Origin of the sequence: Streptomyces sp. SM18, from assembly GCF_002910775.2 — a bacterium.
Taxonomy (GTDB): Bacteria; Actinomycetota; Actinomycetes; order Streptomycetales; family Streptomycetaceae; genus Streptomyces; species Streptomyces halstedii.
Genome location: NZ_CP029342.1, coordinates 7175569 through 7191514 on the forward strand (window position 1 = coordinate 7175569; position 15946 = coordinate 7191514).

Genomic DNA, 15946 nt, shown 5'->3' on the forward strand with positions numbered 1-15946 from the left:
GGGGTGAGCGTAGAGGCTTTCTTGAACGCGTTCAAGGCGGTCTGCTCGGTCGAGGAATCGGACAAATAATGGCAGAGTGGCGCACATGGATGATCGGGTTGCGGGTGCCCTGTCACTCCCGGACGACTGGCCCGCCCACCCGGACCTCAGCCTCGCCCTGAACCGAATGGGCAGCTTCGACTGGGATCTGGACAGCGGACTCATGCACATGGACGAGCCCGCGCTCGACGTGTTCGACCTGGGCGTCGACGAGTACGACGACCGTCCCGAATCGCTCGCCGACCGCATCCCCGCCGAGGAGGGGACGCGCCTCGACGCCCTGGTGTCCCAGGCACTCAAGAGCGGCCGCGACACCTACGGCGCCTACTTCCGCAGGAAGCGGCGCGACGGTTCGCTGCGCTGGACCCACACCCAGGGATTCATCCGCCGGGACGCCGAAGGGCGCCCCCGGCGGATCATCGGCATCGTCCGGGACGCCACCCAGGAACTCGCCGACTCCGTCACCCGCCGGACGATCGACGAGGAACGCCGCCGCCGTACCAGCCTGGTGCAGAGCACCACGGCGGCCCTGGCGCACGCCCGCACCGTCAAGGACGTCACGGACGTGCTGAAGAACTCCCAGGGGCTCGCGCACCTCGGTGCCACCAGCCTGGTCATGGGATTGCTGGAGGGCACGCGCATCCACCTCGTGGCCGACGGGCCCGAGGGCGCGTACGTGGCCGGCACCCGCTACACGCGGGTGGACGAGGCCTACCCGATGGGCGAGGTGATCCGCACGCTCAAGCCCCGCTTCATCGAGAGCGCCGAGGACTTCGCGACCTCGTACCCCATCCTGTGGCCGCACATCAGCCACCTCGGCATCACGGCGGCCGCCTATCTCCCGCTCATCGCCCAGGCCCGCCCGATCGGCGCGCTCGGCCTGCTCTACGGAGGCAAGGCGGGCTTCTCCGGGGACGAGCGGAACCTGCTGGTCGCCCTCGGCAGCTCCATCGCCCAGAGCCTCCAGCGGGCCATGCTCTACGAGCAGGAGCACGACCTCGCCGAAGGGCTCCAGCAGGCGATGCTGCCCCGCCGCATCCCCGAGGTGGCCGGTGCCCAGGTCGCCGTCCGCTACCGCTCCGCGCGGCTCGGCCAGGACATCGGCGGCGACTGGTACGACATCATCCCGCTGCCCGGCGGCCGCGTCGGCGCCGTCATCGGCGACGTACAGGGTCATGACACCCACGCCGCGGCCGTCATGGGGCAGCTGCGGATCGTGCTGCGCGCCTACGCCGCCGAAGGGCACCGGCCGTCCACGGTGATGGCCCGCGCCTCCGTCTTCCTCCACGAGCTCGACACCGACCGCTTCGCCACCTGCTCCTACGCCGAGGTCGACCCGGTCACCGGAGTGGTGCAGCTGGTCCGCGCGGGCCATGTGGACCCGCTCGTCCGGAACGTCGACGGCAGCTGCCGCAAGCTGCCGTCCGAGGGCGGTCTTCCCCTGGGGCTCTCGGCCGAGTTCGGGCAGCTGGACTACCCGGTCAGCACGATCGACCTGGACCCCGGGCAGACGATGATCCTGTACACGGACGGCCTGGTGGAGCTGCCGGGCGCCGACTTCGACGAGGGCATGCGGCTGCTGGAGACCCTGGTACGCGAGGGTCCGCAGGACCTCCAGCGGCTCGCCGACCGGCTCTGCGAGGTCGTCGACGAACGCGGCGGCCAGGACGACGTGGCGGTGCTCCTGCTGCGCCGCGACGCCGCGCACGCCCCGCACCCCGGAGGCAGGCTCCAGCAGCACGTCTCCCAGAACGACCCCGAGGCGCTGACCTCGTGCCGCCACATGATCAGGACGGCGGTACGCGCGTGGGGCGCCAGGGAGCGGGCGGACGAGGTGGAGCTCGCGGCCGACGAACTCATCACCAACGCGCTGATGCACACCGACGGTGGAGCCATCGTCACCATCCGGGTGCTGACCGGGCCCGGACGGCGTCTCAGGGTCGATGTGGAGGACCGGTCGAGCGCGCTGCCCCGGCGCCGGGACGCGGGGGAGTCGGGCGTCTCCGGACGCGGGCTGATGCTCGTGGACCTGCTGGCGGACGACTGGGGCGTGGAGGCCCGCGGCAGCGGAAAATGCGTGTGGTGTGAATTCGGCATCGGGGAGCGCGACTGAGGTCCGCGGCGAGGCGCCCGGCCGTGACGACTCGTAACGTTGCTGAGTAGTCATAACTCTGCCGAGAGGTCGTAACCGGCACCGGCGCCGCAGGTGCCTTCGCAGAGCCGAGAGATCGGACAGGTCGAGCGGTCGTCTCCGGTTTTCGGGCAGCTGGGACGGTTGACGCGGCTCAGTGATCCGATGACTATTCGCTGTGCGGGACCGACACGGTACCGAAACAAATCATCAGGGCCGGCGTCAGGGGCAGCGGGAATGCGGCGGATCAAGCTCGGACGGAGCGCGGTCGGGATCACCGAACTCTCCTTCGGCGCGGCGGCCATCGGCAACCTCTTCACCGAGGTGGATCCGGCACAGGCGGCCGCCGCCGTGGACGCCGCCTGGGACGAGGGCGTCCGCTCCTTCGACACCGCCCCGCACTACGGCCTCGGCCTGTCCGAACGCAGGCTCGGCGAGGCCCTGCACGACCGCCCCCGTGACGCGTACACCGTGTCCACCAAGGTGGGCCGGCTCCTCGAACCGCTGCCCCCGGGGACAGCCCCCGCGCACGGACTGTCCGAGGGGTTCGCGGTCGCGCACACCCACCGCCGCCGCTGGGACTTCAGCGCCGACGGCATCCGCCGGAGCATCGAGGACAGCCTCGGACGGCTGGGCCTCGACCGGGTCGACCTCGTCTACCTGCACGACCCCGACGACCACGAGGAAGCCGCCTTCCGCGAGGGGTACCCGGCACTGGAACGACTGCGCGCCGAAGGCGTGGTCGGCGCGATCGGCGCCGGGATGAACCAGACCGCCATGCTCACCCGGTTCCTCCGTGACACCGACGTCGACACCGTCCTGTGCGCCGGCCGCCACACCCTCCTCGACCGGAGCGCCCTCGCCGCCCTGCTGCCCGAGGCCGCGGCCCGGGGGCGTGCCGTCGTCGTCGGCGGGGTCTTCAACTCCGGGCTCCTGGCCGACCCGCGCCCCGGTGCCACGTACGACTACGCGCCGGCCCCCGCCCACCTCCTGGAACGGGCCCTGCGCATCGAGGAGGTGACCCGACGGCACGGCGTCCCCCTGCGTGCCGCCGCCCTGCGCTACCCGCTCGGCCACCCGGCCGTCGCGGGCGTCCTCGTCGGCGCCCGCTCCCCCGAGGAGGTGCGGGACGCGGCCGCCCTGCTGCGCACACCGGTCCCCGACGCGCTCTGGGAGGAGCTGCGGGCCGAAGGCCTGTCGGCCGCCCCGGCGGGGGAGACGGGGTGACCGCCGCGACGGCCGTCGACGCGCACCACCACGTGTGGGACCTCTCCGTACGGGACCAGGACTGGATCACCGGCGAGGAACTCGCCCCGCTCCGCCGCACCTTCGCACTCGCCGAGCTGGAACCCGAGGCGCGCGCCGCGGGCATCGGCGCCACCGTTCTCGTCCAGACCGTCACCGTCCCCGAGGAGACGCCCGAACTCCTCGCGCTCGCCGCCGGTACCGGTCTCGTCGCGGGCGTCGTGGGATGGACCGACCTCACCGCGCCCGACATCGCCGACACCCTGGCCGCCCTCGCCGCCCTGCCCGGCGGAGACCGCCTCGTGGGCATCCGCCACCAGGTCCAGGACGAGCCCGACCCCGCCTGGCTGCTGCGCCCGGACGTGCTGCGCGGTCTCGCGGCCGTCGCGGACGCCGGACTCGTCTACGACCTGGTCGTCCGCCCGCACCAACTGCCCGCGGCCGTCCGCGCCGCCGCCCTGCTGCCCGGACTGACCTTCGTCCTCGACCACGCCGGAAAGCCGCCGATCGCCCAGCGGCGCACACGGCCGTGGGCCGGTGGGCTGCGGGACCTGGCCGCGCTGCCCAACACCGTCTGCAAGCTCTCCGGCCTGCTCACCGAGGCCGATCCGCGCTCCTGGAGCGTGCAGGACCTGCGCCCCTACACGGACACCGTCGTCGAGGCCTTCGGGGCGGACCGGCTGATGTTCGGCTCGGACTGGCCGGTGTGCCGGCTCGCCGCCCCGTACGCCGACGTCGTGGACGCCGCGCACACCCTGACCGCGCACCTGGACGAGGAGGACCGGCGGTCCGTCTTCGGCGCCACCGCGCGGCGCGTCTACGGTCTGGCCGCCCCGGAAGACGGTTCGGCCGCCCTGGAAGACGGTCCGGCCGCCCCGGAAGCCTGACGGGGCGGGCACGCGCCGGGCCACTGAGGCAGGCTGGAGTCATGCCCGAACTGCCCGAAGTCGAAGCCCTGCGGGACTTCCTCGGCGACCACCTGGTCGGCAAGGAGATCGCCCGCGTCCTGCCGGTCGCCATCAGCGTCCTGAAGACCTACGACCCGCCGCTCACCGCCCTGCGGGACGCCACCGTCACCGACGTGGGCCGCCACGGCAAATTCCTCGACGTCACCGCGGGCGGCCTCCACCTGCTCATCCATCTGGCCCGCGCCGGCTGGCTGCGCTGGCAGGACAGCGTCCCCGCCACCCCGCCCCGGCCGGGCAAGGGCCCGCTCGCCCTGCGTACCGTCCTCACCGACGGACAGGGCTTCGACCTGACCGAGATGGGTACCACCAAACGCCTCGCCGTTCACCTGGTGCGCGACCCGGCCGACGTGCCCGGCGTCGCCCGCCTGGGACCCGACCCGCTGGCCGACGACTTCGACCGGGATGCCTTCGCCCGCCTGCTCGAAGGGCAGCGGCGGCAGATCAAGGGCGCCCTGCGCGACCAGTCCCTGATCGCGGGCATCGGCAACGCCTACAGCGACGAGATCCTGCACGTCGCGAAGATGTCCCCGTTCAAGCTCACCACCAGCCTGAGCGACACCGACATCAGCCACCTGTACACGGCGACGCGCACCACCCTCAAGGACGCCGTCGAACGCTCCCGGGGAGTGGCCGCCGGGCGCCTCAAGGCCGAGAAGAAGAGCAACCTGCGCGTGCACGGCCGCGCCGGCCAGACCTGCCCGGTGTGCGGCGACACCATCCTGGAGGTGTCGTTCAGCGACTCCTCCCTCCAGTACTGCCCCACCTGCCAGACCGGCGGCAAGCCGCTGGCCGACCGGCGCATGTCCCGCCTGCTGAAGTAGCCCCGTCCCGGCCCTCCGGGGATCCGGAGGAAACAACAGGGGAGCTCCTGGCCCGCGCCACCACCTAAACTCCCGCCATGCTGCGCGTACTGGCCGTCGACGACGAAGAACCCGCCCTGGAGGAACTCCTCTACCTGCTGCGCGCCGATCCCCGGATCCGCAGCGCCGAAGGAGCCACCGGGGCCACCGAGGCGCTGCGCCGCATCGGCGGAGCCGTGGACGCCGGGCCCGAGGACCCCTCGGCCATCGACGTCGTCTTCCTCGACATCCACATGGCGGGCCTGACCGGGCTCGACGTGGCACAACTCCTGGCGGGCTTCGCCGCACCCCCGCTCATCGTGTTCGTCACCGCCCACGAGGGCTTCGCCGTCCACGCCTTCGACCTCAAGGCCGTCGACTACGTCCTCAAACCGGTCCGCCGCGAACGCCTGGCCGAAGCCGTGCGGCGCGTCGCCGAGCAGGTCGGCGAACGCTCCGCACCCGTCCACGACACGGCGGCCGACCAGATCGCCGTCGAACTCGGCGGAGTGATCCGCTTCGTCCCCGTCGAGGACATCGCCTACGCCGAGGCCCAGGGCGACTACGCCCGGCTGCACACCGCCACCGGCAGCCACCTCGTCCGCATCCCGCTGACCACCCTGGAGGAACGCTGGCGCTCCCGGGGCTTCGTACGCATCCACCGCAGGCACCTCGTCGCCCTGGGGCGGATCGACGAACTCCGGCTCGACGCCGGCAGCATGAGCGTGCGCATCGGGGACGCCGAACTCGCCGTCAGCCGCCGCCACACCCGCGCCCTGCGCGACCTCCTGATGCGGCAGACCGGCCGCTGACCTGGGCCTACCCGCCCACACCCCCTTCCCAGCCGGGGGCCCGGCCGCCTACACTCCGGGCCCATGTCCCACGAGAGCACGCCCCGGCGCGAAGTGGTCACGGGCGAGCCCCGGCGGGTACGGCCGCTGCCGCGCTACCGCGCCCAGTCCGAGATAGACGAGCAGACCGCGCTCGGCGGCGCGTACGTCCGCTCCCTGATGCGCAGTCAGTTGCGAGCCGGGCTCACGGTGTTCGCCGTACTCGCCCTGGTCGCCGGCACCCTGCCGCTCGTCTTCGAGGCGGTGCGCGGCAACGCCGTCGTCTGGGCGGTGCTCGGCTTCGCCCCCTACCCGCCGCTGACCCTGGCCGCCTGGTGGTACGTACGACGGGCCGAGCGCAACGAACGCGACTTCGCCCGGCTCGTGGAAGGCCGCCCCGCACCGTGAGCACCCCCGACCACCCGGCGTCGATGGCGGCGGTCGCCCTCGTCGTGCTCGCCACCGTCCTCGTCGGCGGCTTCGGGCTGCGCATCTCCCGCACCACCTCGGACTTCTACGTCGCCTCCCGGACCGTGCGGCCCCGGCTCAACGCGGCGGCGATCAGCGGCGAGTACCTCTCCGCCGCCTCCTTCCTCGGCATCGCGGGCCTGGTCCTGGTCCACGGCCCGGACATGCTCTGGTACCCGGTCGGCTACACCGCCGGCTACCTCGTGCTGCTCGTGTTCGTCGCCGCCCCGCTGCGCCGCTCGGGCGCGTACACCCTGCCCGACTTCGCCGAAGGGCGCCTGGAGTCACGGCACGTGCGCCGGCTCGTCAGCGTCTTCGTCGTCGGCGCCGGGTGGGTGTACCTCGTACCGCAGCTCCAGGGCGCGGGGCTGACCCTGACCATCCTCACGGGCGCCCCGGGGTGGTTCGGCGACGTGCTCGTGGCCTCCGTCGTGGTGCTGGCCGTCGCGGCCGGGGGCATGCGCTCCATCACCTTCGTCCAGGTCTTCCAGTACTGGCTGAAGCTCACCGCGCTGCTCGTCCCCGCGATCTTCCTGGTCCTGGCGTGGCAGGGCGACGGGGCGCCCCGCGTCAGCTTCGACGAGCAGGTCTCCGCCTTCCGCGCCGACCACCCGCTGTACGCCACGTACGGTCTGATCGTCGCCACGTTCCTCGGCACCATGGGCCTGCCGCACGTCGTCGTCCGCTTCTACACCAGCCCCAACGGCCGCGACGCCCGCCGCACCACGGTCGCCGTCCTCGCCCTGATCGGCCTGTTCTACCTGCTGCCGCCCGTCTACGGGGCGCTGGGCCGGCTGTACGCCCCCGAGCTGATCCACGGCGGCGACGCCGACGCCGCCGTGCTGCTGCTGCCCGGCCGGGTCATCGGCGGACTCGGCGGCGACCTGCTGGGCGCGCTGATCGCGGGCGGGGCGTTCGCCGCGTTCCTCTCCACCGCCTCGGGGCTCACCATGGCCGTCGCCGGGGTGATCACGCAGGACGTGCTCCCCTCGCGCGGGGTACGGCACTTCCGGCTCGCCACCGTCCTCGCCATCGCGGTGCCGCTCGCCGGTTCGCTGGTGGTCGGCCGGGTGCCGGTGGCCGACGCGGTCGGCATGGCCTTCGCCGTCTCCGCCTCGTCCTTCTGCCCGCTCCTGGTCCTCGGCATCTGGTGGCGGCGGCTCACCCCGCCGGGCGCCCTCGCCGGACTGCTGCTCGGCGGTGGCTCCGCGCTGCTCTCCGTCGCCATCACCGTCAGCGGCGCCGTGCGCCCGCCCGGCTGGCCGCACGCACTGCTGGCCTGGCCCGCCGTCTGGTCCGTGCCGGTCGGCTTCCTGGCGATGATCCTGGTGTCGCTCGCCACCCCCGGCCGCGTCCCGCCGGGCACCAACGCCGCCATGAGCCGCTTCCACCTGCCGGAGACGCTGACCTCGGGGAGGGCGCGGTGACCGGGGCCGCGGTGGCCGTCATCGCCGTGCTCGCCGTGCTGCTCCTCGGCACCGGCTTCCTGCTGGGGCGCGCGGCCCGCCCCCAGCGCACCAGCGACGTCGGTACCCCCGTCGAGCACGCCACCTTCGAGACCCTGCACACCGCGTCCCTCGCGGCGCCCCCGCTGCGCGCCGGACTCACCGAGGAGAGCGCCCGCAGGGCGGCCCGCCGGCTGCGCTCGCTGCTCGGCACCGACGCCCTGTGCCTCACCGACCGCGACCGGGTGCTGGTCTGGGACGGCGAGGGCGACCACCACGGCACGGATGTGATGGACCACGTCCGGGGGCTGCTGGACAGCGGCCGGGACACCGCCTTCCGCACCGGCTGCGACGACCTGGACTGCCCGCTGCGCTGGGCCGTCGCGGTGCCCCTCACGGTCGACCACCGGGTCCTCGGCACACTGGTGGCCTGGGCGCCCCGCGAGTCGGCGGTGCTGGCGCGGGCCGCCGGAGAAGTGGCCCGCTGGGTGTGCGTACAGCTGGAACTCGCCGAGCTGGACCGCTCCCGTACCCAGCTGATCGAGGCGGAGATCAAGGCGCTGCGGGCCCAGATCTCGCCGCACTTCGTCTTCAACTCACTGGCCGCCATCGCCTCGTTCGTCCGCACCGATCCCGAGCGGGCACGTGAACTGCTGCTGGAGTTCGCCGACTTCACCCGCTACTCGTTCCGCCGGCACGGCGAGTTCACCACGCTGTCCGACGAACTGCACTCCATCGACCAGTATCTCGCCCTGGTGCGGGCCCGCTTCGGCGAACGCCTCTCCGTCACCCTCCAGGTCGCCCCGGAGGTGCTGCCCGTCGCTATGCCGTTCCTCTGCCTCCAGCCGCTCGTCGAGAACGCCGTCAAGCACGGCCTCGAAGGCGCCGTACGCAGCAGCCGCATCACCATCAGCGCCCTGGACGCGGGCGCCGAGGCGGAGGTCGTCATCGAGGACGACGGCATCGGGATGGAGCCCGAGCGGCTGCGCACGATCCTGCGCGGCGAGGGAGGCGCCTCGACCGGCATCGGACTGCTGAACGTGGACGAACGGCTGCGCCAGGTGTACGGGGACGCGTACGGGCTGGTCATCGAGACGGGCGTCGGAGCCGGTATGAAGATCACCCTCCGGCTTCCCAAGTACCGTGCGGGCGTGCACGGTTCATGACCCCGGGCGGTATCCCGGCCGTCGCCTCCCGCCCGGCGCCCGGTCAGTACAGGTGGATCGCCAGATGCCCCAGCGGCAGCCCCAGCCGCCAGGCGGGCGTCCACACCCGCCTCTCGCCGTCCTCGCCCTCGTACCCCGCCTGCCCCCGGGGCGCGGCGCCCAGGGCCTCCAGGTCGGCGGCCAGCAGCTCGGTCTCCTCCAGCCACCGCCAGGCCGCGCGGGCGAGCGCCAGATCCGGGTCCGCGCCCGGCGCCGACCCCCGCCGCCTGGCGTCCAGCCGCGCGCCGACCCACCGCTGCCATGCCGCTCCGGACGCCGTGAGCAGCCGCAGTTCGTCCACCCGGGCCGCCGGAAGCGCGCCGGCCACCGGCCCCTCGGAGAGGAAGAGGGTCAGGGCGAGGGCGTCGCGGCCCGCCCGGTACTCCAGCGTCGTCGGCTCCATCAGGTCGCCGGTCTCCAGCAGCCCGTCCGCCACGTACTCGGCGTACATCCAGGCCATCGGGACCAGCAGTCCGTCGCCGGTCTCGTCATGTTCTTCGGGACGCATCCCGTCTCGCCTCTTTCTCGTACCGGTCACACCGGGCTTCACGCAGCATTGAACCGGGGACGCGCGCCCCGCGTGGGCCAAAGGGCAGGATCCGTCGGGAGATACGAGGTGCGATGACCGCCGAACGCGGTGCCGATCCGCATGTGCGGGAGCTGCTGGGCGCGTACGTGCTCGACGCGCTGTCCGCGGCCGAGAGCGGCCCGGTCGCCCGGCACCTCCAGCGCTGTGACGCCTGCGCCGCCGCCTATGTGGAGGTGGCCGACGCCGTCTGCCTGCTGGCACTGCTCGACGAGGAGGACCTGCTGGAGTAGCCGGGCAGATGGCGCGACAGCAGCCGCAGCGCGTAGTACGAACGGGACTTGACCGTGCCCGCGGGTATGCCGAGCGCCTCGGCCGTCTCGCCCACGCTCAGCCCGCGGAAGTAGATCTGCACCAGCACCGCCCGGTGTTCGGGGCTGAGTGTCCTGACCGCCTGGCGCACGTCGAGGGCCCGGACCGCCGAGTCCGCGGTGTTCTCGTGGGCCGGCGCGCTCTCCAGCACCGCGTCACTGACCTCGGTGGGCCGGGCCTGGCGGGACCGGCGGGCGTCGATGGCGAGGCGGCGGGCGACGGTGAAGAGCCAGGGGCGCATCGACTCGTACGGGGCGTCGAAGGCCTCCGGGTGCTGCCAGGCGCGTACCAGCGTCTCCTGCATCAGGTCCTCCGCCCGCTGCCGGTCGCCGAAGGTCAGCCCCAGCAGGAAGTGGAGGAGCGCCGGACCGTGCTCCCGCTGCAACTCCGCGAGCGTCCGCTCGTCGGTGGTCGCCGTGGTCATCGTGGACGTCCTTTCCCGAGGAGGCCCCTGCCGCCTCGCTCCCGCCTGGCGTATACGAACGCATCGGGGCGCGCGGGAACAGGCGCTTCACCGAGGTGTGCGCCGAGCGGTCGCACGGAGCGACGAGTGGTGCGGTGAACGGTCGGCGGGCGACGATACGGCCGGTTCAGGTACTTCGGGCCCTTGGTGGCCTTTGTCCTTGACTCGCTGGTATGAACATATATCTATTCGGAGGGCCGACCTCGTTCGAACCGGGAGCCCCGCAGATGACGAAGCACCTCCGACACGGCGCGGTGATCGCGGCGGCGGGCCTGCTCGCAGCCGCGACCGCCTGCTCCGTACCGCAGACCACGCCTCCCGGTTTCGCCGGGCGCCAACTGGCCGCCGAGCGCGGGGCGGAGGGGCCGGGCGGCGGGGGAGCGGACGGCGACCGCACCTTCACCCTGCTGGCCTCGGGGGACGTCCTGCCGCACTCCTCGGTCATCGACCGCGCCGCCGACGACGCGGCCGGCCGGGGATACGACTTCCGCCCCATGCTCAAGGGCGCCGCCCGCGCGGTCTCCGGAGCCGACCTGGCGATCTGTCACATGGAGACGGTGTACGGACAGCGGGGCGGCCCCTACACGGGCTACCCGTCCTTCAAGTCGCCGCCCGAGGTGGCGGCGGCGCTGCGGGCGACCGGCTACGACTCCTGCTCCACCGCCTCCAACCACACCCTGGACGACGGGGCACCGGGCATCGCCCGCACCCTGGACGCCCTGGACGAGGCGGGCGTCGCCCACGCCGGATCCGCCCGCTCCGCCGCCGAGGCGGCCCGCCCCACCCTGCTGAGGGCCGGCAAGGCGAAGAACGCCGCGAAGGTCGCCCACCTCGCGTACACCTACGGCACCAACGCCGACGAGCCGCCCGCCGGACAGCCCTGGGCGGTCGCCGTGCTCGACCAGGACACGATCGTCGCCGACGCGCGGGCGGCCCGCCGGGCCGGCGCCGACGTGGTGGTCGCCTCCCTGCACTGGGGAACGGAGTGGCAGGAGGACCCCGACGACGACCAGCTCGACCTGGCCCACACGCTCACCGCGTCCGCCACCGGGGGCCGCCCCGACATCGACCTGATCATCGGCACCCACGCCCACGTCCCACAGGCGTACGAGAAGGTCAACGGGACCTGGGTCGTCTACGGCATGGGCGACCAGATCGCCGGAGCGATGGTGAACGACGAGGGTGCCCAGGAGCCGCGCGGCAACGAGAGCTCGATGGCGCGGTTCACGTTCGCCCCGCCCGCGCGGCCCGGCGCGCGCTGGACGGTGCGCAGGGCCGAGTACCTCCCCCAGTGGTACGACCCCGTGGCCGGACGCGTCGTCGGCCTGAGCGCACCGCCCGCGGACGGCACCGGCAGGCTGCGCGCGATCCGCGACCGGATCAGCGGTGTGGTCCTCAGCCGCGGCGCCGCCGAGGACGGCCTCGTCCTCGGGAAGTGACCCGCCGGACGCGCGGCGGGGGGACGGTCACGAGGCGGGACGTCACCGAAGGCCGGTCACGGGACGACGGTGACCGGCCAGCGCCCGGCCTTGACCAGGCGGACGGCCACCGAGCCGATGAACCGGTGCCCCGCGGACTCGGAGGCGCCCACCACCACGGCGTCCGCCTTGAGGTCGTCGGCCGCCGTCACCAGGCCGTTGTACGGATCCCCGTGGAAGGTATGGAACTCCCAGCGGACGTCCCATATGTCCTTGAGCCGCTCGGTCGCGGTCCTGATCTCGTTCACCAGCCCCTCCGCGACCTGGCCGGTCGTCTCGGCGACGGAGACACCCAGGGCCGCACCGGCCACCATCACCGGCTGCACGTAGACGAGGGTGAGCATGGCGTTCTGGCGCCGGGCGAGCCCCGCCGCGTAGGCCGCGGCCCGCATCGAGGACTCGGACCCGTCGATACCCACGACGATCACCTTGGGGCCGTCCGTGCCGCGCTCGAACCGGTGGGGCTGCTGCTCTGTCACGGCCACGAGGGTAGCCCCTCGCCCTCGGCCGCCCGGCCCCGGGCCCGTCCCGCCACGCGCGTACGTCGTCCCAGGACACCGCGGTGTGCTCCGTCCAACGGGTGCACCTCGCGGGCCCCCCGGTGTGGTCGGCGGGCAACCGTGCGAGCAGTCAGTCATGAAAGATGATCAGATTCCCGCGAGTCGCCGCGTGGCACTACGCCTCGCCCTCGGCCTGGGAGCCGCCACCGCCGTACGCCTGATCGCCGCCGACCCGGCCGGTACGCCCGTCCGGCCGGGCGGCGAGCCCGCACCGCCGGCCGCCGGCCCCTCGGCGCACGTCGGAGCCGCCACCGCGCCCTACCGGCTGCGGCCCATGACCGGACACGCCCCGCCCCGCTTCAGCCCCGGGCCGCCCCCGGTGCGCACCCGCCCCTTCGAGGAGATGCCGGAGCCGGGGCACGACGCCATGGTCCTGACCTTCGACGACGGCCCGGACCCGCTCTACACGCCGGACATTCTGGCCACCCTGCGCAGGTACCAGGTGCGGGCGATGTTCTTCGTCTGCGGCGAGATGGCGGACGGCAACCGGGACCTGCTGCGTGAGATGGCGGCCGACGGGCACGTGGTCGGCAACCACTCCTGGTCGCACCCGCTGATCCCGAAGCTCTCCCGGCGCCGCATCCGTGACGAACTGGGCAGCACCAGCGACGTGGTCGAGGAGACGCTGGGGCAGGCGCCCCTCTGGTACCGGGCACCGTACGGCGCCTGGAACCGGAACTCCTTCGAGATCGGGGCCGAGATGGGCATGGAGCCCCTGGCCTGGACGGTCGACTCCCTGGACTGGACGACACCGGGCACCGACACCATCGTCCGCCGGGTCGAAGAGGGCGCGGCGCCGGGCGTGATCGTGCTCTCGCACGACGCCGGCGGCGACCGGTCGCAGAGTGTCGCCGCCCTGCGGAGGTATCTGCCCGCGCTGATCGAGGGCGGCTACCGGCCGACGGTGCCGCACCGCGGCTGACGCCACGCGGTGGCCACCGCGTGACCCGCGAAGTCCCCTCCGGCCGAGGGGACTTCGCGGGCACGCCCTAACGGGTACCGACGAGCCGGGCGAAGACGACCACGTTCCCGTCGTAGCCGCCGGCCTTGGAGTAACCGCCCCCACAGGTGATGACCCGCAGTTCGGCGTAGCCGGTGTCGCCGTACACCCGGGGGCCGGGGAAGTCGTCCTTGGGGAAGACCTCGACCCCGTAGATCTCGAACTCCGCGACCGTGTCGTCGTAGCGGGTGACCTCGACGCGCCGGCCCTTCTCCAGGGAGCCCAGGCCGTAGAAGACCGCGGGACCCGCCAGGTTGTCGACGTGGCCGACCACCACCGCCGTCCCCCGCTGGCCCGGGGCGATGCCGTTCTGGTACCAGCCGGCGAGGTTCGCGTCCTGTGGGGGCGGCGCCTCGATCCAGCCCGCCGGGTCGAGGTTCACGTCGATCAGCGGCGCGTCCACCTGGATCGACGGGATCCGCACCCGGGAGGCGGGGGCGTACGCGAGCGGCTGGACCGGCTCGTCGGGGAGGGGGGCGGCGGCCACCGCGTCACGGGGAGCGGCGACGGAGGCGGCCGCGGCCGGCTGCGGCGGTCCGGCGGAGGTCTCCACGCCGTTGCGCATGAGGGCGAGCCCGGTGAGCATCACCAAGGCGATGGCCCCCCACGGCGTCCGTCTGCTCCGTACGGTGTCCCACCGGTCCCGGCCCATGGTTCTTCCCTTCGTCGCGACAGCGTCACGCTAGGCGCGGGGCCGGGCGACGGCGATCAGGGAAGGGCGAACGGGGGACGGCCGCCACAGGGCCGTGCTGTTCGGAGTAATGAGCGGATAAGAGTCCTGACCGAGTGTGACCTGCGGCTCCGTCAGATACGGGCGTATCCCCACGGCGTGTCGGCTCACCGGGGTGGACCAGCGCCGACGTGCGCCGTACGCCACCTCTGGTGATGGTTCGTCATGGGACGCGTCCTCATCGACCGATCCCGGAGGACAGGCCTCCGGGGCGCTTCCCGCTGGAGGTTCACAAGATGCGTGCTTCACGCGCTCTCGCGGTGACCGCGACCGCCTTCGCGGCGGTCGGGCTCGCTGCCCCGCTGGCCGCCGCGGGCGGCGGTCCGGGCACCGAGCCCGTCAATGTTCCCACCCATGTCACCGTCAACCCGTCCCGCGTCCACCAGGGCGCCACCATGCAGGTCAGCGCCGAGGGCTGCGGCCGTTCCGGCGGCAAGGTCTGGTCGAACGCGTTCCCGACGGTGAACCTCTCACCGGGCCGGGTCGGCTACGCCACCGCGCACATCCGCGACAACACGACCCCCGGCCAGTACAGCCTGTCGGTGAAGTGCAACGAGAGCGACAACAACTACGGCGGCGGGAACGGGGACAGGGGCGGCAACGAGGGCGACCGGGGCAACGAAGGCGACCGGGGCAACGGCGGCGACCGCGGCAACCAGGGCGGGAACGACGCGGTCGCGACCGCGCGCTTCACGGTGATCCCCGGCCGGGGCGCACAGGGCGGCCTCGGCGGCTCCATCGGCCCCAGCTCCACCGAGATGAGCGTCGGTGGCGGTCTCGTCGCCGCGGCGGCGCTCGGCGGTGCCGCGCTCGTCATCCGGCGCCGGACCGGCCATGCGCCGGCCTGAGGCGTCCGGCCTTCCGTCCGGCCCGATACGCCCGTCGCCCCGAGTCCTGGACCAGGACCCGGGGCGACTTCCGTACGAGGGGACGCGCGCGGCCGTCAGTGGCGGCGCTCGGCGCGCCGCTTGCGCAGCGCGTAGAAGGCGCCGGCGGCCGCGACGGTGACCAGCGCGGAGCCGGCGGCGATCTCGGTGGGGTCCATGGCCTCCGCGCTGCCGCCGAGGCCGCCCTGGACGCCCTGGGGGGCGACGGTGGAACTGGTGGTGGGAGCCGTGGTCGGCGTGCTGGTGGGCGCGGCCGTGACGGAGAGGTTCGCCGTCTTGGTGGCGGTGCCGCAGCGGAACGTCACCGGGTAGGAGGCACCCCGCCGGGCCTGCTTGTCGACGGTGACGGTGGCCGACCTCCCCTGGGGGATGGTGATGGTGTCGAACACGCCCGAGAACGCGGTCGCGTCGCCGGCGCACCCCACGGCGCCGAGGGTGACCTGGCCTCCGGGCGCGACCGCCGAGGGGGTGATGGTCGGCGTGAACGAGGTGGGTGTGCCGCCGGTGGGTACGGTGGCCGACGCGGCCGGTGCCGCCACGGCGCACAGAGCGGCCCCCAGCAGGGCGACGGGTGCGACACGTATCGCGCGCATGTGAATCCTCCGGGTCCCCGAGGAGCAGTCGCGGAACGGTTCCGCGGGCGTGGAACATGCACCTCGACGGGCGAAACGGTAGGAGTGCCGCATACCACCCGCGATCGGGGTCCGGCGAATGGGGCAGCGGTGTCCCCCGACCGGCGCACCGGCCGGGGGAGCCGCCC

Annotated in this window: 17 protein-coding genes; 12 read left to right on the top strand and 5 right to left on the bottom strand. The window is 73.3% G+C overall.

Features of this window, described 5'->3' with window-relative positions:
• Positions 1-85: 85 nt before the first annotated feature.
• The 8 genes from B9S64_RS31865 (at position 86) to B9S64_RS31900 (ending at position 9131) form a co-directional block, all read left to right on the top strand.
• A complete protein-coding gene (locus B9S64_RS31865; RefSeq protein WP_103488919.1) occupies positions 86-2152 on the top strand; it encodes a SpoIIE family protein phosphatase in 2067 nt (688 codons plus the stop codon).
• A gap of 255 nt (positions 2153-2407) precedes the next feature.
• On the top strand, positions 2408-3397 hold the full coding sequence (locus B9S64_RS31870; protein ID WP_103488920.1) for an aldo/keto reductase: 990 nt from the start codon (positions 2408-2410) through the stop codon (positions 3395-3397).
• A complete protein-coding gene (locus tag B9S64_RS31875; protein ID WP_103488921.1) occupies positions 3394-4302 on the top strand; it encodes an amidohydrolase in 909 nt (302 codons plus the stop codon). The genes B9S64_RS31870 and B9S64_RS31875 overlap by 4 nt, the downstream gene beginning before the upstream one ends.
• A 41-nt stretch (positions 4303-4343) precedes the next feature.
• Positions 4344-5204 (top strand): Fpg/Nei family DNA glycosylase, encoded by an 861-nt coding sequence (locus B9S64_RS31880; RefSeq protein ID WP_103488922.1) that lies wholly within the window; start codon positions 4344-4346, stop codon positions 5202-5204.
• A gap of 77 nt (positions 5205-5281) precedes the next feature.
• Entirely contained in the window at positions 5282-6034 is a 753-nt protein-coding gene (locus tag B9S64_RS31885; protein WP_103488923.1) for a LytTR family DNA-binding domain-containing protein, read from the top strand.
• Between the two features lie 63 nt (positions 6035-6097).
• Entirely contained in the window at positions 6098-6460 is a 363-nt protein-coding gene (locus B9S64_RS31890; RefSeq protein ID WP_030624028.1) for a hypothetical protein, read from the top strand.
• Positions 6457-7947: a cation acetate symporter gene (locus B9S64_RS31895; RefSeq protein WP_103488924.1), complete on the top strand. Its 1491-nt coding sequence runs from the start codon at positions 6457-6459 to the stop codon at positions 7945-7947. The genes B9S64_RS31890 and B9S64_RS31895 overlap by 4 nt, the downstream gene beginning before the upstream one ends.
• Positions 7944-9131 carry a sensor histidine kinase gene (locus B9S64_RS31900; RefSeq protein ID WP_103488925.1) on the top strand — a complete coding sequence of 396 codons (1188 nt, stop codon included), beginning with the start codon at positions 7944-7946 and terminating at the stop codon, positions 9129-9131. Before B9S64_RS31895 ends, B9S64_RS31900 begins: the two co-directional genes overlap by 4 nt.
• 43 nt (positions 9132-9174) lie before the next feature.
• Here B9S64_RS31900 and B9S64_RS31905 read toward each other — a convergent pair whose 3' ends face one another.
• Positions 9175-9678, bottom strand: coding sequence for a hypothetical protein (locus tag B9S64_RS31905; protein ID WP_103488926.1), 504 nt, complete (start codon positions 9676-9678; stop codon positions 9175-9177).
• A gap of 113 nt (positions 9679-9791) precedes the next feature.
• Here B9S64_RS31905 and B9S64_RS31910 point away from each other — a divergent pair, with 113 nt between their 5' ends.
• The gene (locus B9S64_RS31910) at positions 9792-9989 is read left to right on the top strand and encodes a zf-HC2 domain-containing protein (RefSeq protein ID WP_037881471.1); all 198 of its coding nucleotides are present in this window, start codon (positions 9792-9794) and stop codon (positions 9987-9989) included.
• On the opposite strand, the gene B9S64_RS31915 is transcribed toward B9S64_RS31910, so the two are convergent.
• Complete coding sequence (locus B9S64_RS31915; RefSeq protein WP_028440508.1) at positions 9923-10492, bottom strand: sigma-70 family RNA polymerase sigma factor; 570 nt, start codon at positions 10490-10492, stop codon at positions 9923-9925. The two genes, B9S64_RS31910 and B9S64_RS31915, sit on opposite strands and share 67 nt — an antisense overlap.
• Positions 10493-10758: 266 nt before the next feature.
• On the opposite strand from B9S64_RS31915, the gene B9S64_RS31920 reads away from it, so the two are divergent.
• Positions 10759-11970, top strand: coding sequence for a CapA family protein (locus B9S64_RS31920; RefSeq protein ID WP_103488927.1), 1212 nt, complete (start codon positions 10759-10761; stop codon positions 11968-11970).
• Between the two features lie 56 nt (positions 11971-12026).
• Here B9S64_RS31920 and B9S64_RS31925 read toward each other — a convergent pair whose 3' ends face one another.
• Entirely contained in the window at positions 12027-12488 is a 462-nt protein-coding gene (locus tag B9S64_RS31925) for a universal stress protein (RefSeq protein WP_103488929.1), read from the bottom strand.
• A 157-nt stretch (positions 12489-12645) separates the two neighbouring features.
• Between B9S64_RS31925 and B9S64_RS31930 the strand changes: the two genes are divergently transcribed.
• Positions 12646-13491, top strand: coding sequence for a polysaccharide deacetylase family protein (locus B9S64_RS31930; RefSeq protein ID WP_103505193.1), 846 nt, complete (start codon positions 12646-12648; stop codon positions 13489-13491).
• Between the two features lie 67 nt (positions 13492-13558).
• On the opposite strand, the gene B9S64_RS31935 is transcribed toward B9S64_RS31930, so the two are convergent.
• On the bottom strand, positions 13559-14221 hold the full coding sequence (locus B9S64_RS31935; protein WP_103490072.1) for a class F sortase: 663 nt from the start codon (positions 14219-14221) through the stop codon (positions 13559-13561).
• A gap of 314 nt (positions 14222-14535) precedes the next feature.
• Between B9S64_RS31935 and B9S64_RS31940 the strand changes: the two genes are divergently transcribed.
• Positions 14536-15147, top strand: a complete 612-nt coding sequence (locus B9S64_RS31940) for a hypothetical protein (protein ID WP_028440503.1) — start codon at positions 14536-14538, stop codon at positions 15145-15147.
• Positions 15148-15242: 95 nt separating this feature from the next.
• Here B9S64_RS31940 and B9S64_RS31945 read toward each other — a convergent pair whose 3' ends face one another.
• Positions 15243-15779: a hypothetical protein gene (locus B9S64_RS31945; RefSeq protein WP_037881477.1), complete on the bottom strand. Its 537-nt coding sequence runs from the start codon at positions 15777-15779 to the stop codon at positions 15243-15245.
• Positions 15780-15946: the final 167 nt, after the last annotated feature.